This window comes from Pseudooceanicola aestuariicola (genome assembly GCF_045763785.1).
GTDB lineage: Bacteria > Pseudomonadota > Alphaproteobacteria > Rhodobacterales > Rhodobacteraceae > Pseudooceanicola.
This window is the reverse complement of the sequence record NZ_JBJGSF010000001.1, coordinates 1,671,894-1,694,539: the sequence shown is the minus strand read 5'-3', so window position 1 is coordinate 1,694,539 and position 22,646 is coordinate 1,671,894. Positions and strand designations below refer to the sequence as shown.

Sequence of the window (22,646 nt, the reverse complement as noted above, 5' to 3'; positions counted from 1 at the left end):
TGTCAGATCTCCTTACTTCACGGCGTAGGGCAGCAGGGCGAGGAAGCGGGCGCGCTTGATGGCGCGGGCCAGTTCACGCTGCTTCTTTGCCGAGACGGCGGTGATGCGGGAGGGAACGATTTTGCCACGCTCAGAGATGTAGCGCTGCAGCAGTTTCGTGTCCTTGTAGTCGATTTTCGGCGCGTTGTCCCCGGAGAACGGGCAGACCTTGCGGCGACGGAAAAACGGTTTTGCGGCCATGGGTTAGGCTCCTTTCCTAAATTACAAGATCAGCGGCGTTCGCGACGACGATCGTCACGTTCGTCACGTTTCTGCATCTGGATCGACGGACCTTCGGCATGTTCGTCGACCTTGATGGTCAGAACGCGCATCACGTCGTCATGCAGGCGCATCAGGCGTTCCATTTCCTGAACGGCAGCGCTAGGTGCGTCCGACTTCAGGAAGGCATAGTGGCCCTTGCGGTTCTTGTTGATCTTGTAGGCCATCGTCTTGACGCCCCAGTACTCGTGTTCGACCAGCGTTCCGCCATTGTCGGACAGGACAGCACCAAAGTGTTCGATAAGACCTTCGGCCTGCGCGTTGGAAAGATCCTGGCGCGCAATAAAGACATGCTCATACAGCGGCATGTTTGCTCCACTTCTATCAAGGCGCGTTTCATAGGAGGGCCTGATCCTTCCGTGGCCCATCCACGAGAGTCCGCGCGGTGAAATACTTTACGGAAGGAAGCGTTCCCTTAGACCCGATCGGACGGAAAGGCAAGGCATAGCAAACCCGCGTCGGCCCTGACGCCGGATTGCGTCATATGGCGTGGATGTTTTGCGGATCGGCGTCACGATTTCTGCAAGTTCGGTCTTACAACTATTAGGTGCGTTACCCTAGGGTAACTGCCTTGTTTCCGCCTTATTTCCCTTATTGATTGTAAGCATCGCAAACAAGCGTCCCTTTCAGAGTTTTCGGGTAACGAAGCTGGGCGCACAAAAGAAGGCCTGAGGCAGATGACCAATACACTTCAAACGGTACCGTCCCTAGTTGGACGCTCCTACGAACCGGCGCAGGAAACTGCATCCGATCGCAATGCCAAAGAGGCAGCGCGCGGTCGCGGAGTGTCATTGGTCATCTTTTCTTATGTTCTCTTTGGTCTCGCTGCGGTTGTGGTATTGCCGTTCGAAGGCAAGGTTTTGGCCGCCCTTGGTCTGATGGGCTATGTCGTGCATATCGCGCTGCGCCGCAAAGGTCCGGTGGCCGATCAATCAGGCCACATGCTGCGCCGTCCGCAGTAAGCTTTTTCCCTTATTTTGAATGTCGCGCAGGGTCTTTCGATCCTGCGTTACCGTCTGTGCCCGATGGGGCGTTCCCACGTGATGCCATGGCGCGGATTGCGTAATGGGCGCGCTTTGGCTATCCCGGCGAAGAGTTTACGCAGACAGGGGGGCCGCATGAGCCGCGCATTCGTATTTCCCGGGCAGGGCGCCCAGACCATTGGCATGGGCAAGGCTTTGGCCGACGCCTATCCCGCCGCGCGGGCCGTGTTCCAAGAGGTAGACGACGCGCTTGGCGAAAGCCTGTCGTCGCTGATCTGGGAAGGTGAGCAGGACACGCTGACCCTGACGCAGAACGCGCAGCCTGCGCTGATGGCGACGTCTCTGGCCGCGATGCGCGCGCTGGAGGCCGAGGGTGTTTCGGTGACGGATGCGTCCTTTGTGGCTGGCCATTCCCTTGGTGAATATTCCGCGCTGGCGGCGGCTGGCACGCTGACGATCGGCGATGCGGCGCGTCTGTTGCGCACCCGTGGTCAGGCGATGCAGGCGGCTGTTCCCGTGGGCGTGGGCGCCATGGCCGCGCTGCTGGGTCTGGATTTCGCCGCCGCGACCGAGGTCGCCGAAGAGTCCGCGCAGGGCGAGGTCTGTCAGGCCGCCAACGACAACGACCCCGGACAGGTGGTCGTATCGGGGCACAAGGCCGCCGTCGAGCGTGCGGTTGAGATCGCCAAGGAGAAGGGCGCCAAGCGGGCGGTTCTGCTGCCGGTGTCCGCACCGTTCCACTGCGCCCTGATGGAGCCTGCCGCGCAGGTGATGGCAGAGGCGCTGGATGGCGTGACGCTGAACGTCCCGGCGGTGCCATTGGTGGCGAACGTGCGGGCCTCTGCCGTGACGGACCCGGCCGAGATCAAGGCGCTGCTGATCGAACAGGTCACCGGATCGGTGCGCTGGCGTGAAAGCGTCGCCTATATGGCGGGCGAAGGTGTGACCGAGGTTTGGGAAATCGGTGCAGGTAAGGCATTGTCGGGCATGATCCGCCGGATTGAGCGCAGCATCGACTGCAAGGCCGTGGGCACGCCCGATGACGTGACGGCCGCGGCAGAAAGCCTGAAGGGCTGAGATATCGGTAAGGCCGGGGGCGCTGCCCCCGGACCCCCGAGGGTATTTATTAACCAGAAGAAGCAGGGGACTGGGATGTTCGATTTGACTGGGAAAACGGCGCTGGTAACCGGCGCTTCTGGCGGGATTGGTGGCGCGATTGCCAAGGCGCTGCATGACGCGGGCGCGACCGTGGGGCTGTCTGGCACGCGGGTTGAGCCTTTGGAGACGCTGGCCGCAGGGCTGGGTGAGCGGGCGCATGTGCTGCCCTGCAACCTTGGCGATGCCGAAGAGGTGGATGCGCTGCCCAAGCAGGCGATCGAGGCGATGGGCGGTCTGGACATCCTTGTGAACAACGCAGGCATCACGCGCGACCAGATTTTCATGCGCATGTCCGACGACGACTGGGCGCAGGTGATCGAGGTCAACCTGACATCGACCATGCGTCTGTGCCGCGCGGTGATGCGCCCGATGATGAAGGCGCGTTGGGGGCGGATCGTGAATATCTCGTCCATCGTCGGGGCGACGGGGAACCCGGGTCAGGTGAACTATGCCGCGTCCAAGGCCGGTATGGTCGGCATGACCAAATCGATCGCCTATGAGGTCGCCAGCCGCGGAATCACCGCGAACTGCGTTGCGCCGGGGTTCATCGCCACAGCCATGACCGACAAGCTGACCGACGATCAGAAGGACAAGATCAACCAGCAGATCCCTGCGGCCCGCATGGGCAAGCCCGAAGAGATCGCGGCGGCGGTTCTGTACCTGTCTTCGGCCGAGGCCGGGTATGTGACCGGCGCCACGCTGCATGTAAACGGCGGCATGGCGATGCTCTGATGCGTCCGGAATGGGTGCTGGCGGGTGTCACCTTTATCTGGGGTGGCACCTTTCTGGCGGTGCAGACGGCTCTGACCTGGTCGGGGCCGTTGTTCTTTGTGGGGTTGCGGTTCGCGCTGGCGGCGGTCTGTCTGGCCTTGGTGGCCGGGCCACGGCTGCGTGGGCTGACGGCGCTGGAGCTTTGGGCCGGGGGCTGGATCGGGCTGGCGATTGCGCTTGGCTACGGGATGCAGACCGTCGGGCTTCAGACCATCGCGTCGTCGAAATCCGCCTTTATCACCGCGCTGTACGTGCCCTTGGTGCCCATTCTGCAATGGCTGGTTCTGGGCCGTCCGCCGGGCGTCCTGACATGGGCGGGTGTCGGATGCGCGACGATTGGCTTGATGCTGATCGCGGGGCCCGAAGCGGGCGGCTTTGGCTTTTCCTTCGGAGAGCTGATCACCATCCTGTCTGTCGTGGCCATCGCGTCCGAGGTGGTTTTGATTTCCCGCTTTGCGCTGCGTGTGGATGCCGCGCGGGTGACGGTTGTGCAGCTTGTCATGGCTTCGGCCTTTTGTTTCGCAGCCATGGGGTTGTCGGGCGAAGGCGTGCCCGCGTGGGACTGGCGCATCCTGTGGTTTGCGCTTGGGCTGGGCATCGCCAGCGCGCTGATCCAACTGGCCATGAACTGGGCGCAGAAGTCGGTGTCGGCCACGCGGTCCACGCTGATCTATGCAGGAGAGCCGGTTTGGGCCGCCATCATCGGCCGTATCGCGGGCGAGGTGCTGCCGATCAGTGCCCTGATCGGGGGCCTTTTTGTGGTGGCGGGCATGGTGATGGGCGAATGGCCCGCGCGGCGGCGTCCGGGGCGATTGACGGACGGGTCGCCGCGCTAGGCGGTATCTGAAGGCCTATTCGGCGGCGCGCAGGTTCGGCTGCGGCAGGTCGTCTTCGATCGGCCAGATCAATTCCGGCGCTTTGACGCGGCGGGCGGCGCGGCGCAGCGCCCAGTCCTGAGCGGCGCGGGACTGTTTGCCCAAGGACAGCGACGCCAGAAGCCGCGCGACCCATTGCACGTAGGTGTAGAACCAGACCCGCAGCGCCAGCAGCGATGGCGTCACGATCAGCGTCAGCACGGTCGCGATGCCAAGGCCAAAGACGACCGCCGTGGCCAGCTGTTTCCACCAAAGCGCGGTGGGGCTGTCGATGGAATAGCCGCCGGCCCAGAAATCGAGGCTTAGGCCGAACATCATCGGCGCAAGGCCCGCCATCGTGGTGATGGTGGTCAGCAGAACCGGGCGAATGCGGTCTTCGGCGGTTTTGATGATCGCCTCGATCCGCGGCATGTAGCGGGAATATTCCTGATAGGTGTCGATCAGAACAATGTTGTTGTTCACCACGATCCCCGCCAGCGCAACGATCCCTGTCCCCGTCATAATGATCGAGAAGGTCTGATCCATCACCAGCATCCCGATCAGCACGCCGGTGGTGGACAGGACCACGGCCAGAAGAACCAGCACGGAGTTGTAGATCGAGTTGAACTGCGCCAGCAGGATGATGAACATCAGGCCCAAGGCCGCGCCGAAGGCTTGGCCAAGGAAGGCCTGCGATTCCTGCTGGTCGGCCATGTCACCGACCCATTCATAGCTGATCTCGGGTGGCAGCGCGCCGCTGGCCAGCCAGGCCTCGATCGTTTCAATCCGTTCTGTCGCGGTGATGGGGACTTCTCGGGTTTCGCCGTCCTCGGTCACAGTTTTAGTCAGACCGTCAGCGACGCCCGCCTTGACGTCGTAGAACCGTTTCTGGTCCACGCGGTCGATCTTGGCCAGTTTCGGAACCGGCTGCCACGAGATGAAGTTTGACAGAGGCACAAGGCCGTCGCTGGTGCGCACCTTGAGAGTCGACAGGGTCGACAGCACCCGGTCTTCTTCGGGCAATCGTACGCGGATCTCGATCTCTTCGTCTGAGGTGTCGACGCGCATGGTATCCAGCAGCAAGCCACGGGTCACCAGCTGGACCATCGCGCCCACGGTGGCCACGTCGGCACCAAAGCGGCCCGCCTTTTCCACGTCGACGTCGATCTGCATGTCAAAGCCGGGCAGGGGCAGCGTGTCTTCGATCAGGCGCAGACCGTCGAGGTCTTCGAAATAGGCGCGGGTGGTTTCGGTGGCCGACCGCAGCGTGTCGAAATCGTCGCCCATCAAACGCAGGTGCACGGGCTTGGCCGAGGCGGGGCCCATGTTGGGGGCCAGCACTTCGACCTGAATGCCGGGGATGTCCTTGATGGCGTCGGTCAGATCGTCGATGACCACGTTGCCGTCAAGGTCGGGGCGGTTCTGGCGGTCTTCCCACGGGATGATTTCCAGCTGGACCTGACCGATGGTATCCAGCGGCGGTTGCGCGCCGCCGGTGTTCGAATTCAGCCCGCCGTCGCCTGCAAAGGCAAAGGCGTTCATCACGCCGGGGTGCTGTAGCACGATCTCTTCGACCTCGCGGACCAGTTCGTCCTTTTGGGCAAGGCTCAGGTTGCCACGGGCGCGGACGTAGACGATGACCTGCTCGGGCTCGGATTCGACAAAGAATTCGGTGCCGTTGTTGTTTTCGCCATAGGTGGTGAAGACGGCGATCACGAAGGCCACGACCACGCCGACCATGACCAGCGGCATGATCGGGTTGCCAGTCAGCAGCTTGATGACATGGCCGAAAGGCGTGCGGCGGCGGCCTGCGCGGATCTTTTCCTTGCGCCACGTGATCTTGGCCGCGCCGATGGTGACTGACGCGGCGAAGGCAGCGAGGATAAAGATCACGGCACCGGGCAGGATCGCCATGATGCCGGTCGCGCCGGTGTCACCCAGCAGATAGCTGGGATTCAGGGTCTGCATCGCGCCGATGAAAACGGCGTACAAGGACACGATGGCCAGAATGGCGCGCAGCCAATAGGGCGCGCGGGCCGACAGGGCGTCGGACATGTGGTTCAGCGTGCGGGAAAAGCGGCCCGTGACGCCGCCCATGACGGGCAGGTAGACCAGCGCCACGATCAGCGATGCCGACAGAACAAAGATCAGTGTGACGGGTAGCATCCCCATGAATTCACCAGGAACGCCGGGCCAGAACAGCATCGGCAGGAAGGCGCAAAGCGTGGTCGCCGTGGACGACACGACGGGCCAGAACATGCGCTGTGCGGCCTCTACATAGGCGTGCATCGGGCCCGAGCCTTCAGAGATGCGTTTGTCGGCGTATTCGACGACCACGATCGCGCCGTCGACCAGCATCCCCACGGCCAAGATCAGGCCAAACATCACGATGTTGGAAATCGTCACGCCCATCAGGCCCAGCAGGACGAAACACAACAGGAAGGATGTCGGGATGGCAAAGCCCACCAGCAACGCGGGCCGGGGGCCAAGTGCTGCCAGAACGACGATCATCACCAGCGCGATAGCGGTCAGGACAGACCCTTCAAGCTGGCTGACCATCGACCCGACCACGCGGCTTTGGTCGTTCGAGGTGCCGACTTGAACGGCGGCCTTCAGTTCTTCGGGCCATGTTTCCTGCTGCTCAGCCACGACGCGTTTAACCTCATCGGCGGTGTCGATGATGTTGAAGCCTTTGCGTTTCACAACCTGCAGGGCGGTGGTGTTTTCGCCGTTGAACCGCGCGGTGCCTGCGCGGTCTTCGAAGGTCAGCCGGATTTCCGCGAGATCGCCAAGGGTGACGACGCGGTCGCCGTTGCGCTTGACGGGTAGGGAATAGATGTCGCGCGGTTCATCAAAAGACCCGGGGATCTTGATGGCAAAGGCGCCTTGGTCGGTCTCGATCTCTCCGGCGGCGATCAGCTGGTTGTTGTTGACGACGACGTTGATCAACTCGACCGCGGTGACGTTGTAGCTTTCCAGCCGCAGGGGATCGATGATGACCTCGACCATCTCGTCCCGGTTGCCAGCGATCCCGGCCTCAAGCACGGAATCGATGCCTTCGACGGCTTCTTGCAGGTCTTTTATGACGCGGGCCATGGTGCGTTCGGGCACCTGTCCGGTCAGGTTGACGATGATGATCGGAAACTCAGAGAAGTTGATTTCGCTGATCGTGTATTTTTCCGCGCCTTCGGGAAAGTTCGCTTCGGCCGTGGACATGGCTTCGCGGACGTCGGCCATGATCTGGCTTTTGTTCCAACCAAATTCGAATTCCAGCGCGACACCGGCATAGCCTTCGGCGGCGGTGCCGGTCATCTTCTTCAGGCCGTCGAGGTCCTGAAGCTCGTTCTCCATCGGTTTGACCAACAGGGTTTCACTGTCCGCGGCCGAGATGCCGGGGAACTGCAAGGATACGAAAAGAGCCGGGATTTCGATGTCCGGCTCTCCTTCCTTGGGGAGGTTTGCATAGGCCAAAGCGCCCGCCGCCAGCGACAGGACGATAAAGGCCAGCACCATGCGGGCACGTTCCGCGGCCCAGTTGACGATCCCGGTCATTGGGCGGCCTCTTGCACGGTGGGTTTGACGGGCACGCCATCGACCACGAAGTCCTGACCGATGATGATGATCTGCGATTGTTCCGGCGGGCCTTCGATCCAGACGCCGTCAATCGTGTCGCGCAGGATGGTGACCTTTTCGAACAGTGCCATGTTGTCGTCGGTCACCGTGCGTACGCCCAGATCGCCGTCGTCGTTCAGGGTCAGGGCCGATTGCGGCACCTTATGCGCCAGCACACCATCGGCCTGAATGCCGATTTCGACCGTCTGGCCGTCGCGGATTTTCAGGTCGGGGTTGGGCACTTCGATTTCCACGCGAAAGGTGCGGGTTTGCGGGTCTGCCGCGCGGGACAGGAAGGTGACCTGCCCCAAAAGCTCTTCTCCGGTGGCCAGACGGGCGCCGGCCTGTGCGCCGGTTTCCACCCTGTTCACCTCGGTTTCTGGGATAAAGCCCACCAGTTTGATCGGGTCCAACTGGATGATCGTGGCGCAGACACTGCCGTTTTGCAGCAGCGATCCGATTTCGGCGGTGTCGTTTTCCAGCAGGCCGCCGAACGGCGCGGTGATCTTGGTGCGGGCGATTTCGCGGTTGGCCGATGCCACGGCGGCCTCCGCAGAGCGGATGGCGGCCTGCGCCGTGGCCAGCCCGCCTTCGGCTTGGGCCAGCGCGGCTTCGGCACTCCGGGTCGACGCCTCGGACGAGGCGACACGGGTGTCAGAGGCATAGCCGGTCTGCGATAATTTCTGTGCGGCGTTCTGGTTGATCTCGGCCTCGGCCACGCGGGCCTTGGCTTCTTCGACCCGTGCCTCGGCCGAGGGGACGGAGGCGATGGCTTCCTCCAGTCGCGCTTCGGCCTCTTCCAGTGAATCCTGACGGGTGCCAGGATCGATCTGGCACAGCAACTGGCCCTCTTCGACGCGTGCGCCCTTGCGGATCGGGTCGGAGATCACGGTGCCCGCAGTTTCCGCCCGCAGATCGACGGAGCGATCGGCGGCGGTTTGGCCACGCAGGATCACAGCGCTGTCGATTTCCTGCGCGGTGCTCATCACCGTGACCACGCCTACGGCGCGCTGCGGTGCAGATTCTTCGGTCTCGGCGGTGGTGTCGGCTTTCGCCTCTGCCTCTGGCTCGGCCACCAGCACGGCATCGGTCGTGGTATCGGGGGCGACGGCTGCGGTTCTGGTATCGTCGTCGTTCAACTCGGCCAGCGCCGCGTCGACGCCTTCGCCGCGGGCAAAGGCCATCAGGGCGTCACGCTGAATGATGATGCCGTATAGAAAGGCTGTGACAAGAATTGCGCTGAGGATCGGGATAATACGCATGGGGACCTGTACCGCCGATTGGGTAAACTACTTTGTCGTACATCGGCGACGCGCAGGGGCTTTGCAAGATGCGGCGCAGATATTTCTGAACTGTATAGTTTAGTTTCTGTTTTCTGCAATGCCGCATTGAGTCGCGATACCCTTGGTACGCAGGCCCGTCCACACTGGATCAGACAACAGATCAGACGCCGGATTAAAGAGGCGTGCCGGGCAATCATTCCGGCACATGTCGGCCTGTTTGATCCTTAGGTCAGATCATTCCCCCAGCCGCCCTTGGCAGGCCCGATCCAACGGGTTAAGACGGGCCGACCGGGAATAGGGAGCCTGTCTTGAGCCAGTCGGATTCATTCATCGAGGAAGTGACCGAAGAGGTCCGCCGCGAGAAGCTTTATGCCAATATGAAGAAATACGGTTGGATCGCAATCCTCGCCGTTCTTCTGATCGTCGGGGGCGCGGCCTATTTCGAATACAACCGAGCCCAGCAAACCGCGCAGGCCGAAGCCTATGGCGACGCGCTTTTGGCCGCGTTGGAGCAGGGCGATCCGGCCGAACGCGCCACGGCGCTGGAAAGCATCGATGCCGCCACGCCTGAAGGCCGCGCCGTTCTGGCGTTTCTTGAGGCGGCGGAGCTGGCCTCGGCAGATGACGTGCCTGCCGCCGTTGCCACGTTGAACACGGTTGCCGAAAATCAGGACACGCCGCCGATTTACCGTGCTTTGGCCCAGTACCGCGCGCTGGCACTGCAGGGCGACACGCTGAGCATTGAAGAACGCCGCGCAGGTTACGAAGATTTGGCAGGCGCAGGGTCGCCGCTGCGGCTGTTGGCCGAGGAACAGATCGCCGTCACATATATCGAAGACGGCAACCGCGATGAGGCGCTGAGCCGCCTGAACGCGCTTCTGGAAGAGGCAGGGGCCACGCCGGACTTGCTTCGCAGGGTTTCTCAGTTGATTGTGGCGCTTGGGGCCACCCCGGGCGAAACCGAGGCGGCTGGTGACTAAGATGGGGACACGGGGCATGAACTTACTGGCAATGTCGGGCGCGGGCGGAATGACAGCTCTGGCGCTGCGGGGAACGCTGATCGGTGCCCTGACCCTTTTGGCGGCCTGCGGCGAACGCGACGTGATCCTGCCCGGGAAACGCGAACCGCTGGAATCGGTGCTGACCGGCTCTGAACAGCTGGTCGAAGAAGATTTCGTCAATCGCAGCGAACCCGTGGCCATCCCGGGCGCGACGAACAACGCCAACTGGTTGCAGCGTCCCGGCACGCCCGCGACCCGCGTGGAAAACGCCGCGCTGTCTGGCAACCTGTCGCAAATCTGGGCCGTGAACATCGGCGCAGGTGATACCCGCAAGGCGCGTATCACCGCAGACCCCGTGGTCGCGGACGGACGTGTCTTTGCGCTGGATAGTGCTGCCAAGGTCACCGCGGTCACAACGGGCGGCGGGGTCGTCTGGTCCCGCGACCTGACGCCGCCGACCGATAATTCGGGCGATGCGACGGGCGGTGGTCTGGCCTACGGCGGTGGTAAGCTGTTCGTGTCGACGGGCTTTGGCCTGTTGACCGCGCTGGACCCGGCAACGGGCGCGATCCTGTGGGAACAGGATCTGGACGCCAACGGCACCGGTTCCCCCACCGTGATCGGTGATCTTGTCTATATCATTTCCGGCGATGCGACGGCTTGGGCCATCGACACGTCGAACGGGCGTATCCGCTGGCAGATGGCCGCGACGCCCAACAACAATAACCTGCTGGGCGGGCCTGCGCCTGCGGTGGCAGGCGACAACGTGATCTTTGCCCATTCCAGTGGTGAGGTTCAGGCCGTGACCCGGACGGGTGGCGTTCAGGTCTGGGGCGCGTTGGTTGCGGGCCGCCGTCCGAACTTTGCCAAGTCGGTGGTCAAAGACATCTCGGGTGATCCGGTGGTGTCGAACGGCAAGGTCTATGTCGGCGTGCAGTCCGGCGCGACCGTGGCGCTGGATCAGGAAAGTGGCCAGCCGCTGTGGACCGTGAAAGAGGGCGCGATGTCGCCGGTCTGGGCCACGCGCGATGCGGTCTTCCTTGTGTCTGACCTGAACGAAGTGGTGCGCGTCGATGCCGACACCGGCGAACGGGTCTGGGCGGTCAAACTGCCGCTGTTCACGGCAGAGCGGGCGCGCCGGATCAAAGCGGTCTATGCGCATTACGGACCCGTGTTGGCGGGCGGTCGGTTGATCGTTGCCTCGGGCGATGGGTATTTGCGGATGCTGGATCCGGCCTCGGGCGATATCATCGGAACGGCTGCGATCCCCGGTGGCGCGACGTCGAACCCGGTAGTGGCGGGCGGTACGCTGTATGTCGTGTCGCAAAAGGGTCAGTTGCTGGCTTTCCGTTGATCCCGGAATAGGGTATCGGGGCGGCTTGGTGCCGCTTTGGTGCCCGTGAATTACGGATCGGACGCTTATGTCGTTTACTCTTGCCATTGTCGGACGGCCCAATGTGGGCAAGTCCACGCTGTTCAACCGGCTTGTCGGGCGAAAGCTGGCGCTGGTGGATAACCAGCCCGGTGTGACCCGCGACCTGCGGGAAGGCGACGCGCGTCTGGGGCATCTGCGGTTCACCGTCATCGACACGGCCGGTCTGGAAGAGGCCACAGACGAAAGCCTGCAGGGCCGGATGCGCAAGCTGACCGAACGCGCGGTGGATATGGCCGACATCTGCCTGTTCGTCATCGACGCGCGCGCAGGCGTCACGCCTGCCGATCACATCTTTGCCGACATCCTACGCAAACGGTCTGCCCATGTGGTGCTGGCCGCGAACAAGGCCGAGGGCCGCGCCGGAGAGGCGGGGCTTTTCGAGGCCTATGAATTGGGTCTGGGCGAACCGCTGCGCCTGTCCGCCGAACATGGCGAGGGCATGAGCGAGCTGTTGCAAGTGCTTGATCCCATTGCCGAAGGTTTCAAAGAGCGCGAGGCCGAAGCCGCGCGGGTCATGGAACGTGAAGGCCTGACGCCTGACGTCGATATCGACGTGGATGAAGAGCCCGAGGAAGAAGACGAAAGCTGGCGCCCGAGCGAGGCGAAGCCCTTGCAGGTCGCCGTCGTGGGCCGCCCGAACGCGGGCAAATCCACGCTGATCAACAAGATCCTTGGCGAAGACCGCCTGCTGACCGGGCCAGAGGCCGGGATCACCCGCGATTCGATCTCTCTCAAGACCGACTGGGACGGGATGCCCATGCGGATCTTTGACACCGCAGGGATGCGCAAACGCGCCAAGGTACAGGACAAGCTGGAAAAGCTGTCGGTGTCGGACGGTCTGCGCGCGGTCAAATTTGCCGAGGTCGTGGTCGTTCTGCTGGACGCGGCGATTCCCTTTGAACAACAGGACCTTAGGATTGCCGATCTGGCCGAGCGTGAGGGCCGTGCGGTCGTCATTGCGGTGAACAAATGGGATCTGGAAGACGAAAAACAGGCTAAGCTGCGTGACCTGAAAGAAGCGTTCGAACGGCTGCTGCCGCAGCTTCGCGGTGCGCCTTTGGTGACGGTATCGGCCAAAACGGGCCGGGGGCTGGATCGGTTGAACGCGGCCATCCAGTCGGCGCATGCGGTCTGGAACCGCCGGATTTCGACCGCGAAACTGAACCGCTGGCTGACGGCGATGCTGGAACAGCACCCGCCGCCCGCGCCCGGCGGTAAGCGTATTCGCTTGCGCTATATGACGCAGGCCAAAACGCGTCCGCCAGCCTTCGTGGTGATGTGTTCCCATCCCGAACTGATGCCCGACAGCTATTCCCGCTATCTGGTCAACGGGTTGCGCGCCGATTTCGACATGCCCGGCACGCCGATCCGCCTGTATATGCGGTCGCAGGCCGATCAGAACCCTTACAAGGGGCGCAAGAAATCGACGCCATCGCGGCTGCGCAAGCATTTGGGCAAGGGCAAACCCGGCTAACTGACTTGGCTGACAAGGATGTGAGCCTGCGTGACGACGGAACCCGGCGGGTCATGCGTTAAGCTTCTGACACGCAACAGGAGTTTTCCATGTCTCATGACGATCACCACGACGACCACGACCTTGGCTTTGCCCACGATCTGCCCCGCCTGATCGGGCGGCGGCGTCTTTTGACGCTGATGGGCGGGATCGGCTTGGCCAGTGCCTCGGGTGGGGCGGCGTCTGCGATGGAATGCGTCGCCTTGCCGTGGGAAACCGCAGGGCCGTTCCCGGCGGATGGCACCAATGTTCGGGCCGGTCAGGTGGTCAACGCATTGACGCAGGCGGGCGTGATCCGCGAAGACCTGCGCCCCAGCTTTAACGGGGTGTCCGGCGTGGCACAGGGCGTCCCGCTACGCATGGAGATGGTTCTGCAGAACGCGGATGGGTGTACGCCGCTGGCGGGGCACGCGATCTATCTGTGGCATTGCGATGCGGTGGGGGCTTATTCGCTGTACAACCTGCCCGACCAGAACTTCTTGCGTGGTGTCGGGGTGGCGGATGCGAATGGAGTCGTACAGTTCACGACGATTGTTCCCGGCTGCTATCCCGGTCGCTGGCCACATTTCCATTTTGAGATCTTTGCCTCGCCCGAGGCTGCCGTTAACGGTGAGGCCTCACTCCTGACGGCGCAGATCGCATTGCCCGAGGCGGAGTGCGCAGCGGTCTATGCGGGCGATCCGACTTATTCCAACGGCACCCGTAACCTAAGCCGGCTAAGCCTGCGGCGTGACGGGATCTTCAGAAACAACTCTGACGCTGAACTGGCCCAGCAGACGCTGGCGATGCGGGGGTCTGTCGACGCGGGATACACCGGTCAGGTGACGATCCCGGTCGACATGTTCGCGCGGCGCTAGGTTACGCGGGCCGTTTCTGCGGGGGCAGCATCTGCACCACTGCGGGAACGGCCAGCAGCAGGATACCGACGGCGGACAGGATAATCATCAGAACGCGGTCAGCCCCAAGGTTGGCCGCGATGATCCCCGCCAGCGCCCAGATCACCGCCAGCGCATAGGATGGCGCATTGATCCGGCGCAGGATCAGTGTCGACAGACCAAGCGCGACGATCACGAACATCGCATGGATCGGCAGCACGGGGGTGGCACCATAGCCTGTCAGCAGAATCGCCGTTGCCACAGACGAGGCCGCCGTCAGCCATCCCGCGTATAGACCCACCGGCACGCGCAGCCACCACTGATCGAAATCCGGTGTGCGGAGCAGGGCAACCACGGCGGTGGCCCACATGATCCAGATCAGCACGGTCGCCCAAAGCGGAGAGATTTGCGCCACCGGGATCCACGCCGCACCCACGATCAGCGACACGGTCAGCCACGGGCGGGCCGGATGCCAATCGGGATCGTCGTCACGCTTGAGCAGGCCAAACAAGCTTGATGCGATGAGCCATAGGTAGATCACCCCCCAGATCGAAAACGCCCAGCCCGCCGGCTGGATCGGCGGGTCGTTTTGCGGCACGGGGAATTGGTCAGGCGAAAAGCCCGCGAAACCGGGTGACACGATTGGCGAAACCACAAAGGCGATGGCGGCGGTGAGGGTGAAGATGGCAAAGATTTTTCTCATGCCAGTACTACGCGCGACGGGCGGCTTTGGTTTCCTCTGCGGTAAACCTTTCGACATGTGTACGCGGCCTGTTGCCGGTTTTTGCGATTTGGCCGGGATGCGATTTGGTGGTGCGGGTCTTGGCCGATGGGTCGGCAATGGGCTGCCGGATTGCGGTGATTTTGGCTGATACAGGGGGCAGCCGATCGGCGGTGCTTGGCTGGTGTCGGGGGCAAAACGGCGGCTTACAGCCGTTTTTGGGATTCGCTTTGATGTCGTGATTTCAGTGGCTTGCGGGGCGCTCCTCAGGTTGTCACCTATTGCGCAGCGGCGCGATGAGCGTGCCGTGAACCTCAAGAACGGAGACTATGAGATGACCAAGACACTCCTCAGCATCAGCGCGATCCTCGGCCTGTCGGCCGCCCCTTTGATGGCGGAAACGATGATCGACGACACGGATTCCAGCGGCACCTATTCGATGGAAGAAATGCAGGTGGCCTATCCCGATCTGACGGAAGAACAGTTCGCCGAGGTCGACACGGACGAAAGCGGTGATGTCACGCCAGAAGAGCTGACCGCCGCACTTGAAGCGGGCGTTCTGGCCACCAAGGGCTGAACGACCACATACCTCGTATCCCCAGAGGGCCGCGTCCGGACATCCCGGACGCGGTTTTTTCGTTTAGACCAGAGTGCCGTCTGCGGTCAGGGTCGTCTTGCCGCCGAGCCACGGATGCAGCGCCTCGGGCAGTTTGACGGACCCGTCTTCCTGCTGACCGTTTTCCAGCACGGCGATCAGGCAGCGGCCCACGGCCAGACCGGATCCGTTCAGCGTGTGCACGAATTCGGGCTTGCCGCCGCCGGGGCGATAACGGGCGTTCATGCGGCGCGCCTGATAATCGTCGCAGACCGAACAGGACGAGATTTCGCGATAGGTGTTCTGACCGGGCAGCCAGACCTCGATATCATGCGTCCGGCGCGCCCCTGCACCCATGTCGCCGGTGCACAGAACAACGGTGCGGAAGGCGATGCCAAGGCGGCGCAGGATGCCTTCTGCGCAATCGGTCATGCGGTCCAGTTCGGCGCGGCTGTCTTCGGGCTTCGTGATCGACACCATTTCGACCTTTTCGAACTGGTGCTGACGCAGCATGCCAGAGGTGTCGCGCCCCGCGCTGCCGGCTTCGGACCGGAAACACTGGGTGTGGGCGACGTAACGGCGGGGCAGGTAACCTTCGTCGATGATCGTGTCGTTGACGATATTGGTCAGCGTCACTTCAGCCGTGGGCACCAGCCACCAGCCTTCGCGGGTCTGATAGCTGTCTTCGCCGAACTTGGGCAGCTGGCCCGTGCCGTACATCATTTCCTCTTTGACCAGCACCGGGGTCCATGTCTCGGTCAACCCGTTGTCGGTGGTGTGGGTGTCCAGCATGAACTGCGCCAGCGCGCGGTGGACGCGGGCGACGCCGCCCGATAGCACCACGAAGCGCGAGCCAGACAGCTTGGCCGCCGTTTCAAAGTCCATGCCTTGTTTAACGCCGGGAATTTCGAAGTGTTCCAAGGGCTTGAAGTCAAATTCGGGCGGGGTGCCTTCGCGGCGCAACTCGACGTTGTCGTCTTCGTCCGTGCCGTCGGGCGTGTCGTCATAGGGCAGGTTGGGCAGGCGCATCAGCAGGTCCGTCAGTTGCGCGTCCAGCTCTTTCGCCTCGGCCTGCATCTTGGCGACCTCGGCCTTTTTGTCGGCGACAAGGCCGCGCAGACGTTCGAATTCGGCGTCATCGCCGCTGGCCTTTGCCTTACCAATATCCTTGGAGCTGGCGTTCTGTTCCGCCTGTGCGGTTTCCGCGGCATGGATGCAGGACCGGCGCTTTTCGTCGAGGGCGAGGATATCCGGCGTCACCGGATCAAGGCCCCGACGGGCAAGGGCTGCGTCGAAAGCGGCGGGGTTTTCGCGGATAGCGCGGATGTCATGCATGGTCTTGGCCCGGATTCGGTTTTGCTGTTGCGCCCGCTTATGGCGGATTTTTCACGCCAGCAAAACCGCGTCTGTCGCGGGCAGCAGTCCGGGGTTGGACCAGCCATCGGCCCCGCGCAGGAATTTCTGCGCCTGAGCGGGGGCAAAGCTGTGGTCGTCCTGCGCGACCCATCGGGTGATGCTAAGGCTGCTTTGCGCCTGCGGCTCGCCCAGATCGATCACGGCGAAATCGTTTTCTTCGCCGCGTTTGCGTGTCGACAGCCCGGTGCCACAGTGGATTTGCAACACCGATGGGGTGCCGGGGGTGGACGGGTCCACGACACGCCAGCGGTGCAGGTGGCCCGACAGGATGATGTCGGCGCCCGCTTCGGCCAGCGTGCTGAGGCCCCATTCAGCATTGATCATGTCTTTCTTGTCGCTGTCGTCGGGCAGTTGAAAGGGATGATGCGCGACGATGACATTCAGGCGGGCGGCGGGGCCTTCCTGACAATGGGCCGCGGCTTCCTTGATCTCTCGTCGCGTGGCCCAGCCGGTTTGCCAGCGCCAGGGCGACATGGTGTTGATGCCAATCAGGGCCAGATCGGGCGACATCCAGACCGGCGACAGATCGCGGCTGATATGTTTGCGGTATTTGTCGAAGGGTTTGAAAAACCGACGAAAAGGCAGATGCACGGGTAGGTCGTGATTGCCCGGCACGCACAGCACCGGCGCCTCGATATGATTGATGAAGGCGCGGGCGGCGCGGAACTGGCTGGACAGCGCACGCTGTGTCAGATCGCCGGATATCGCGACGACATCCGGGGCCAGATCGTTGATCGTGCTAATCAGCGGGCGCATCAACTCGGGCCGGTCACGGCCAAAATGCAGGTCAGAGATGTGGATCAGTCGGGTGGGCATGCGTCAGGTCGGGCAGATCACTTTCAGGGCGTCGGTATGAATACGGAACCGGAAAGGGCCCGACATCTTCTCTTTCTCGCCATCACGGGCGATCAGTCGGCTTTTCTGCCGCGTCTCGATCGTGACAGAGCTGCCGGTAACCATCTCCATGTCCCGGCCCAGTTGCGCGCGGCGTCCGGCCAGCCGGATCGCACTCAGGATCAGGCGGTAGCGGCCGGTGTCTGGCGCGACATAGACCGCAAATTTGCCTTTCCGCACGTCCTCTGCCCCGGGCAGGTCGAATTGTTCGATCTGGTAAGAAGAGTTGGCGATGAAGGCCAGCGCAGATTTTCGGCGGATCGCTTTGCCGTCGACGTCGATCTGTAGCGACAGGGGATAGCGCAGCGTCGACAGGGTGCGCAGCACCGACCAATAGGCCGCAACGCGGGACCGGCCATAGCGGCGATAGATGTCTTCGCGCTGGTCCAAAATCGCAGGGTACGCGCCCAAAGAGGCGTTGTTCAGAAAGACCTTTCCATTGACCTCTCCCAAGGCAAAGGGGCTGGGCGTGCCGGACAGCAGGGTGCGCGTGGCGGTTTCGGGATCCTCTAGCGGCAGGTTCAGCGACCGGGCCACATAATTGAAGGTTCCCAAGGGGATGACGCCAAGTGACGGGGGTGTCTGGCCCGATTGATGCGCATCGAACAGGGCCTGCGCGACGGCCGCAATCGTGCCATCGCCGCCAGCCGCGACAACGGTGTCATAGCCCTGATCAATGGCGGATTTGGCCAGCTTGGTCAGGTCGGCCCCGTCATCGGCTACGGCCAGTTTGTGCTGGTCCGAGTCCTCGGCCAGCGTGCGTTCGATCAGGGGAAACAGGTCCGGATCACGACGGCCCGATCCGGGATTGGCGACGATAAAAACGCGGGAGAGTTGAGACGCCTGAGGCGCAAGGGAGGTGGGATGAGGCATTTCCAAAGGCATTCAACTGTCCGGCGTCGGTGTACGGGACCAACGCCCGCCCAAGGGGCTGGTTCCGCGCGCTTTCGCGGTGGGGTGTGAAATGGTTGCAGCGCAGTCACGGTTTTGCGTCCAAGGTGCTGTGTTTTCGGCTTTTTATCCGGTGATACTCGGGTAGGCTGCAGGGATGATGACCGACTCGCCCCGCTTGCCTCTTGCTGTGACATTGGGTGATCCCGCCGGGATCGGACCCGAGATTACTTTGCGCGCCGTGACCCGGCCCAACGCGCCGCATGTCGTGCTGATCGGCAATGCCGCTGCCGCGTCCCGTGCGCGCGATCTGGTCGCCCCGAATACGCAGATCAGGATGGTCGATGCGCCGGAACAGGCGGTGGCCGAACATGGAACCGTGTCGATGATCGCGTCGAGCCAGTCAAAGGTGCATCCTTACGGCGAGGTTTCGGCCGAGGCTGGGCAGATGGCGCATGACGCGGTGCTGACGGCCGTGTCTCTGGCCAAGGCTAGACGCGTTGCCGGGATCGTCACCGCCCCCATCCACAAAGAGGCGCTGGCGCTCGCCGGGGTACCGTTTCCCGGCCATACGGAGATGCTAGAGAAGTACTCTGGCGTGTTGGATCAGGGCGGCCGGGTGGCGATGATGCTGGCCAATGAAGAACTGCGTGTGGTGCTGGTCACGATCCACGTGTCGCTGAAGGACGCGGTGCTGCAGGCGGATCATGCGGCGCAATTGCGGGCGATCCGGCTGGCGCATCAGGGGTGTCGGGCGTTCGGTATCGGCTCTCCTCGCGTGGCGGTGGCGGGGATGAACCCCCATGCGGGCGAAGGCGGGCTGTTTGGCCGGGAAGAGATCGAGGTGATCGCCCCCGCCATCGCCGAGGCCAAGGCCGAAGGCATCGACGTCAGCGGCCCCTATCCGGGCGACACGGTGTTCATGCAGGCGCGCGAAGGCAAGTTCGATGTGGTGGTTGCCCAATACCACGATCAGGGGCTGATCCCGATCAAGTACATGGGGCTGGACAAGGGCGTGAACGTCACGCTTGGCTTGCCCTTTGTGCGGACGTCGCCCGACCATGGCACGGCGTTCGATATCGCGGGCAAGGGGATTGCCGATGCGTCGTCGATGATCGTCGCGCTGACCATGGCCGACCGGATGAGCCGGTCGATGGCCTGATCACCAGATCTCGGGCCGGTTCAGCGCGCGGACGCAGCGGGACGGGCCGATGAGCGTGGGCATCGTTGCCTCCTTCAGGGGTTGTCCGATCCAACCGATGGGCATCGACAGGGGCAGGGGCGGTTGCGCCTGATCCGTGGTCAGCGGGGCGAACCCGACTTGCCCGTAATACGCCGGATCGCCATAGGTGATGGCCACCTGCACCCCGTCTTTCGCCAATGCATCCAACGCCTGTCGCAACAAGGCCTGACCGTGGCCTTTGCGCTGGTGGTCAGGCGCAACGGCCATGGGTGACAGGATCACCACGTGGTGCGGGTCGTCGGGGAACGTCAGGCGGGTAAAGATCGCCGCAGCGATTGGGGCGCCGTCGATCTGGCCTTGTAATACGTGGATATCCTGAGCCGCGGTGTCGGACAGCAGGTGCTTGACCAGATCACCGATCACAGCGCCCTCGTCGGCCCCGTCAGAGGCGGTGAACGTGCGCTGGTACAGGTCGATCAGCGGTTGGGGATCGTAGTAGCCTTGAGTGATTTGCATCGTCGCCACGGTTCAGACCGCGCGCAGGGCCAGTACTGCGTTCAGACCGCCAAAGGCAAAGGCGTTGGACAGCGCGACCTCGACCTTGGCTTCGCGCGCTTCATTCGGGACAACGTCCAGCGCGCATTCCGGGTCGGGTTCTTCATAGCTGATGGTGGGGGCGATCACGCCATCGCGCAGGGCCATGATGCAGGCCAGAAGTTCCACCGCGCCAGTACCGCCGATCAGGTGGCCGTGCATGGATTTCGTGGATGAAATCATCACCTTATCCGCGTGCGGCCCAAGCGCGTCAGCAACGGCGGCGCATTCGGTTTTGTCGTTGGCCGCTGTCCCGGTGCCATGGGCGTTGATGTATCCCACCTGATCGGGGTTCACGCGGGCATCCTGCATCGCGCCTGCAATCGCCCGTGCGGCGCCCTGTTTGGACGGCATGACGATGTCGCTGGCATCCGAAGACATGGCGAAGCCAATCACCTCGGCCAGAATCTCGGCGCCGCGCTTCTTGGCGTGTTCATATTCTTCGAACACGAAAATGCCCGCACCTTCGCCCTGCACCATGCCGTTGCGGTTGGCGCTGAAGGGGCGGCAGGCATCCTTGGACATGACGCGCAGCCCTTCCCAAGCCTTTACGCCGCCAAAGCACAGCATGGATTCCGATCCACCGGTGACCATGACAGGGGCCATACCGGTGCGGACCATGGTAAAGGCTTGCGCCATGGCGTGGTTCGACGACGCACAGGCCGACGCCACGGTGAACGACGGACCTTTCAGGTTGAACTCCATCGACACGTGTGACGCGGCGGCGTTGTTCATCAGCTTGGGCACGACAAAGGGGTGAACCCGGTTTTTGCCGTCCTCATAGACTTGCCGATAATTCTCATCCAACGTGGTCATCCCACCGCCGGAATTTCCCAGAACGACACCGGATTTCGCGGCCAGTTCGCCGATAAATTCCAGCCCGGCCTGCGCGATGGCTTCGCGGGCGGCGATCAGTGTGAATTGGGTGAACCGGTCGTAGAGCGACATCTGCTGCCGATTGAACAGACCTTCGGTTTCAAAGTTCTTGATCTGGCCGCCGATGTTGATGGCCAGACGGTCCACATCGCGGAACTCCAGTTCTCTGATCCCGCAGCGGCCTTCGCGGAACGCCTCGAGCGTTTCTGCGACCGTATGGCCAAGGGCGTTGATCGTGCCAGCGCCCGTGATGACAACCCGTTTCACGCGTGCTGTTCCGCCACCAGTTTCTTGATGCCGTCAACGATCGACTGCACCGAGGAGATATCGAAATCGCTCTGCTCGGGTTCGTTGGCGTTGAAGGGGACCTGAATGTCGAAGGCTTCTTCGATGGCAAAGATCGACTCGACCAGACCAAGGCTGTCGATGCCGAGGTCTTCGAGGGTCTGATCCATCGTCACGTCAGAGGCGTCGACCATGGCCTGATCGGCGATGATTTCTTTAACCTTGGCCTGAATATCCATGTCACGATCTCCCCCCAGGGTGTGTTGCGCCGGGATCTAATCTTTCTGACCCGACTTGAAAACCGCTTTCTGTATCTCGGCAACCTGTTCAAACAGGCGCGGAAGGCGGCGCAGGGCTTTGTATTGCTCTAGGTGCTGCTCCATCTTCACGGCAGGAGAGCCGAGCATCACCCGGCCCGCTGGCACCTTGGAGAATATCTTGGTCGCGCCCCCAGCCACGACGTTGTCGCCGACGGTGGTATTGTCGGTCACGCCGACCTGACCGCCAAAGGTGACGTTATTGCCTATGACGGTCGACCCGGCAATCCCGGTCTGACCCGCGAAAAGGCAATCGTTCCCGATGGTTACGTTGTGCGCGATGTGGCACAGGTTGTCGATTTTGCAGCCGTTGCCGATGCGCGTGGGCCGGATGGTACCGCTGTCGATACAGGTGTTCGCGCCCAGTTCGACATCGTCGCCAATGACGACCGATCCCAGCGAATGTAGTCGGATCCAGCTTTGCGCTTGGGCCGTGACCTCTTCGCCCAAAGTGGCCCGGGCCTGTTCGACCACCGATTCCTCGGCGGTGACAAAACTGTGACCGTCCGACCCGACGACGACGCCGGGCTGGGCGATAAACCGGTCGCCAATCCGGACGCGCGCCATGATCCGCACGCCCGCGTTCAACAGGGCATCGTCCCCAAGGATCGCGTCGGTGCCAATGTAGCACTGCGGCCCGATCATGGCGTTGTTGCCGATGCGGGCGTTGGGGCCGATATAGGCCATAGGGCCGACGGTCACGTCCTTGCCCAAGCTGGCCGAGGGTTCGATCACAGCCGTTGGATGGATGCCACGCGTGTAGCCCTGACCGGGGTCGAACAGCTGGGTCAAAGTGGCCATCGCAACGCGCGGACGGGCCAGCAGGATCGCGGCCTCCAGCCCCATCGACTGCCAATCCGCGTCTTCCCAGAGCAGCGCCGCCTGTGCGCTGCCGTCGGGCAGCGTCTTGGCAAAGGCGGGCTTCATCGCAAGCGCCAGTTGGTCCGCGCCGGCTTGCGCAGGTTCAGCCGCACCGGTGACCGTCAGGGACGCGTCGCCCACAGGCGTCGCGCCAAGCGCGTCGGCGATCTGTTGTATCGTGTAGGGCATCAGGCTCTCCCGGACCGGCTG

Annotated in this window: 22 protein-coding genes; 10 read left to right on the top strand and 12 right to left on the bottom strand. The window is 62.7% G+C overall.

Annotation, left to right across the window (positions count from 1 at the left end; translation table 11 throughout):
- Nucleotides 1-12: 12 nt before the first annotated feature.
- Nucleotides 13-240: a 30S ribosomal protein S18 gene (gene rpsR / locus ACI3GR_RS07830; protein ID WP_008328567.1), complete on the bottom strand. Its 228-nt coding sequence runs from the start codon at nucleotides 238-240 to the stop codon at nucleotides 13-15.
- A 29-nt stretch (nucleotides 241-269) separates the two neighbouring features.
- Entirely contained in the window at nucleotides 270-626 is a 357-nt protein-coding gene (rpsF, locus tag ACI3GR_RS07825; RefSeq protein WP_407493551.1) for a 30S ribosomal protein S6, read from the bottom strand.
- Nucleotides 627-995: 369 nt separating this feature from the next.
- Here rpsF and ACI3GR_RS07820 point away from each other — a divergent pair, with 369 nt between their 5' ends.
- From ACI3GR_RS07820 to ACI3GR_RS07805, 4 genes are all read left to right on the top strand, one after another.
- Nucleotides 996-1,280 (top strand): hypothetical protein, encoded by a 285-nt coding sequence (locus ACI3GR_RS07820; protein ID WP_407493550.1) that lies wholly within the window; start codon nucleotides 996-998, stop codon nucleotides 1,278-1,280.
- Nucleotides 1,281-1,436: 156 nt separating this feature from the next.
- The gene (fabD, locus tag ACI3GR_RS07815) at nucleotides 1,437-2,378 is read left to right on the top strand and encodes an ACP S-malonyltransferase (RefSeq protein ID WP_407493549.1); all 942 of its coding nucleotides are present in this window, start codon (nucleotides 1,437-1,439) and stop codon (nucleotides 2,376-2,378) included.
- A 75-nt stretch (nucleotides 2,379-2,453) separates the two neighbouring features.
- Nucleotides 2,454-3,191: a 3-oxoacyl-[acyl-carrier-protein] reductase gene (fabG, locus tag ACI3GR_RS07810; RefSeq protein WP_407493548.1), complete on the top strand. Its 738-nt coding sequence runs from the start codon at nucleotides 2,454-2,456 to the stop codon at nucleotides 3,189-3,191.
- Nucleotides 3,191-4,066 carry a DMT family transporter gene (locus ACI3GR_RS07805; protein ID WP_407493547.1) on the top strand — a complete coding sequence of 292 codons (876 nt, stop codon included), beginning with the start codon at nucleotides 3,191-3,193 and terminating at the stop codon, nucleotides 4,064-4,066. Before fabG ends, ACI3GR_RS07805 begins: the two co-directional genes overlap by 1 nt.
- Before the next feature lie 15 nt (nucleotides 4,067-4,081).
- Here the strand turns inward: ACI3GR_RS07805 and ACI3GR_RS07800 are convergent, their stop codons facing one another.
- Together ACI3GR_RS07800 and ACI3GR_RS07795 are read right to left on the bottom strand one after the other, a co-directional pair.
- Complete coding sequence (locus ACI3GR_RS07800; protein ID WP_407493546.1) at nucleotides 4,082-7,636, bottom strand: efflux RND transporter permease subunit; 3,555 nt, start codon at nucleotides 7,634-7,636, stop codon at nucleotides 4,082-4,084.
- Nucleotides 7,633-8,958: an efflux RND transporter periplasmic adaptor subunit gene (locus ACI3GR_RS07795; protein WP_407493545.1), complete on the bottom strand. Its 1,326-nt coding sequence runs from the start codon at nucleotides 8,956-8,958 to the stop codon at nucleotides 7,633-7,635. The genes ACI3GR_RS07800 and ACI3GR_RS07795 overlap by 4 nt, the downstream gene beginning before the upstream one ends.
- 329 nt (nucleotides 8,959-9,287) lie before the next feature.
- On the opposite strand from ACI3GR_RS07795, the gene ACI3GR_RS07790 reads away from it, so the two are divergent.
- The 4 genes from ACI3GR_RS07790 (at nucleotide 9,288) to ACI3GR_RS07775 (ending at nucleotide 13,785) form a co-directional block, all read left to right on the top strand.
- The gene (locus ACI3GR_RS07790; protein WP_407493544.1) at nucleotides 9,288-9,959 is read left to right on the top strand and encodes a tetratricopeptide repeat protein; all 672 of its coding nucleotides are present in this window, start codon (nucleotides 9,288-9,290) and stop codon (nucleotides 9,957-9,959) included.
- A gap of 16 nt (nucleotides 9,960-9,975) precedes the next feature.
- A complete protein-coding gene (locus ACI3GR_RS07785; protein ID WP_407493543.1) occupies nucleotides 9,976-11,334 on the top strand; it encodes an outer membrane protein assembly factor BamB family protein in 1,359 nt (452 codons plus the stop codon).
- A gap of 67 nt (nucleotides 11,335-11,401) precedes the next feature.
- Nucleotides 11,402-12,889 (top strand): ribosome biogenesis GTPase Der, encoded by a 1,488-nt coding sequence (der, locus tag ACI3GR_RS07780; RefSeq protein ID WP_407493542.1) that lies wholly within the window; start codon nucleotides 11,402-11,404, stop codon nucleotides 12,887-12,889.
- An 89-nt stretch (nucleotides 12,890-12,978) separates the two neighbouring features.
- Nucleotides 12,979-13,785 carry a dioxygenase family protein gene (locus ACI3GR_RS07775; protein WP_407493541.1) on the top strand — a complete coding sequence of 269 codons (807 nt, stop codon included), beginning with the start codon at nucleotides 12,979-12,981 and terminating at the stop codon, nucleotides 13,783-13,785.
- Nucleotide 13,786: 1 nt separating this feature from the next.
- Here ACI3GR_RS07775 and ACI3GR_RS07770 read toward each other — a convergent pair whose 3' ends face one another.
- Nucleotides 13,787-14,506 (bottom strand): TspO-related membrane protein, encoded by a 720-nt coding sequence (locus ACI3GR_RS07770; protein WP_407493540.1) that lies wholly within the window; start codon nucleotides 14,504-14,506, stop codon nucleotides 13,787-13,789.
- 352 nt (nucleotides 14,507-14,858) lie between these two features.
- Here ACI3GR_RS07770 and ACI3GR_RS07765 point away from each other — a divergent pair, with 352 nt between their 5' ends.
- Nucleotides 14,859-15,101: an EF-hand domain-containing protein gene (locus ACI3GR_RS07765; protein WP_407493538.1), complete on the top strand. Its 243-nt coding sequence runs from the start codon at nucleotides 14,859-14,861 to the stop codon at nucleotides 15,099-15,101.
- Between the two features lie 63 nt (nucleotides 15,102-15,164).
- On the opposite strand, the gene serS is transcribed toward ACI3GR_RS07765, so the two are convergent.
- The 3 genes from serS to ACI3GR_RS07750 are packed head-to-tail and all read right to left on the bottom strand — an operon-like array spanning nucleotide 15,165 to nucleotide 18,314.
- Complete coding sequence (serS, locus tag ACI3GR_RS07760) at nucleotides 15,165-16,454, bottom strand: serine--tRNA ligase (protein WP_407493537.1); 1,290 nt, start codon at nucleotides 16,452-16,454, stop codon at nucleotides 15,165-15,167.
- A 51-nt stretch (nucleotides 16,455-16,505) separates the two neighbouring features.
- Nucleotides 16,506-17,351: a metallophosphoesterase family protein gene (locus ACI3GR_RS07755; protein ID WP_407493536.1), complete on the bottom strand. Its 846-nt coding sequence runs from the start codon at nucleotides 17,349-17,351 to the stop codon at nucleotides 16,506-16,508.
- Between the two features lie 3 nt (nucleotides 17,352-17,354).
- A complete protein-coding gene (locus ACI3GR_RS07750) occupies nucleotides 17,355-18,314 on the bottom strand; it encodes a diacylglycerol/lipid kinase family protein (protein ID WP_407493534.1) in 960 nt (319 codons plus the stop codon).
- A gap of 166 nt (nucleotides 18,315-18,480) precedes the next feature.
- On the opposite strand from ACI3GR_RS07750, the gene pdxA reads away from it, so the two are divergent.
- The gene (pdxA, locus tag ACI3GR_RS07745; RefSeq protein WP_407493533.1) at nucleotides 18,481-19,482 is read left to right on the top strand and encodes a 4-hydroxythreonine-4-phosphate dehydrogenase PdxA; all 1,002 of its coding nucleotides are present in this window, start codon (nucleotides 18,481-18,483) and stop codon (nucleotides 19,480-19,482) included.
- Here pdxA and ACI3GR_RS07740 read toward each other — a convergent pair whose 3' ends face one another.
- Genes ACI3GR_RS07740 through lpxD form a run of 4 tightly spaced genes read right to left on the bottom strand, consistent with a single transcriptional unit; the run spans nucleotide 19,483 to nucleotide 22,625 of the window.
- The gene (locus ACI3GR_RS07740; protein WP_407493532.1) at nucleotides 19,483-20,019 is read right to left on the bottom strand and encodes a GNAT family N-acetyltransferase; all 537 of its coding nucleotides are present in this window, start codon (nucleotides 20,017-20,019) and stop codon (nucleotides 19,483-19,485) included.
- 12 nt (nucleotides 20,020-20,031) lie between these two features.
- Entirely contained in the window at nucleotides 20,032-21,240 is a 1,209-nt protein-coding gene (locus ACI3GR_RS07735) for a beta-ketoacyl-[acyl-carrier-protein] synthase family protein (RefSeq protein WP_407493531.1), read from the bottom strand.
- Nucleotides 21,237-21,497, bottom strand: a complete 261-nt coding sequence (locus ACI3GR_RS07730; RefSeq protein WP_407493530.1) for an acyl carrier protein — start codon at nucleotides 21,495-21,497, stop codon at nucleotides 21,237-21,239. The genes ACI3GR_RS07735 and ACI3GR_RS07730 overlap by 4 nt, the downstream gene beginning before the upstream one ends.
- Nucleotides 21,498-21,533: 36 nt before the next feature.
- On the bottom strand, nucleotides 21,534-22,625 hold the full coding sequence (gene lpxD, locus ACI3GR_RS07725; RefSeq protein WP_407493529.1) for a UDP-3-O-(3-hydroxymyristoyl)glucosamine N-acyltransferase: 1,092 nt from the start codon (nucleotides 22,623-22,625) through the stop codon (nucleotides 21,534-21,536).
- Nucleotides 22,626-22,646 lie beyond the last annotated feature (21 nt).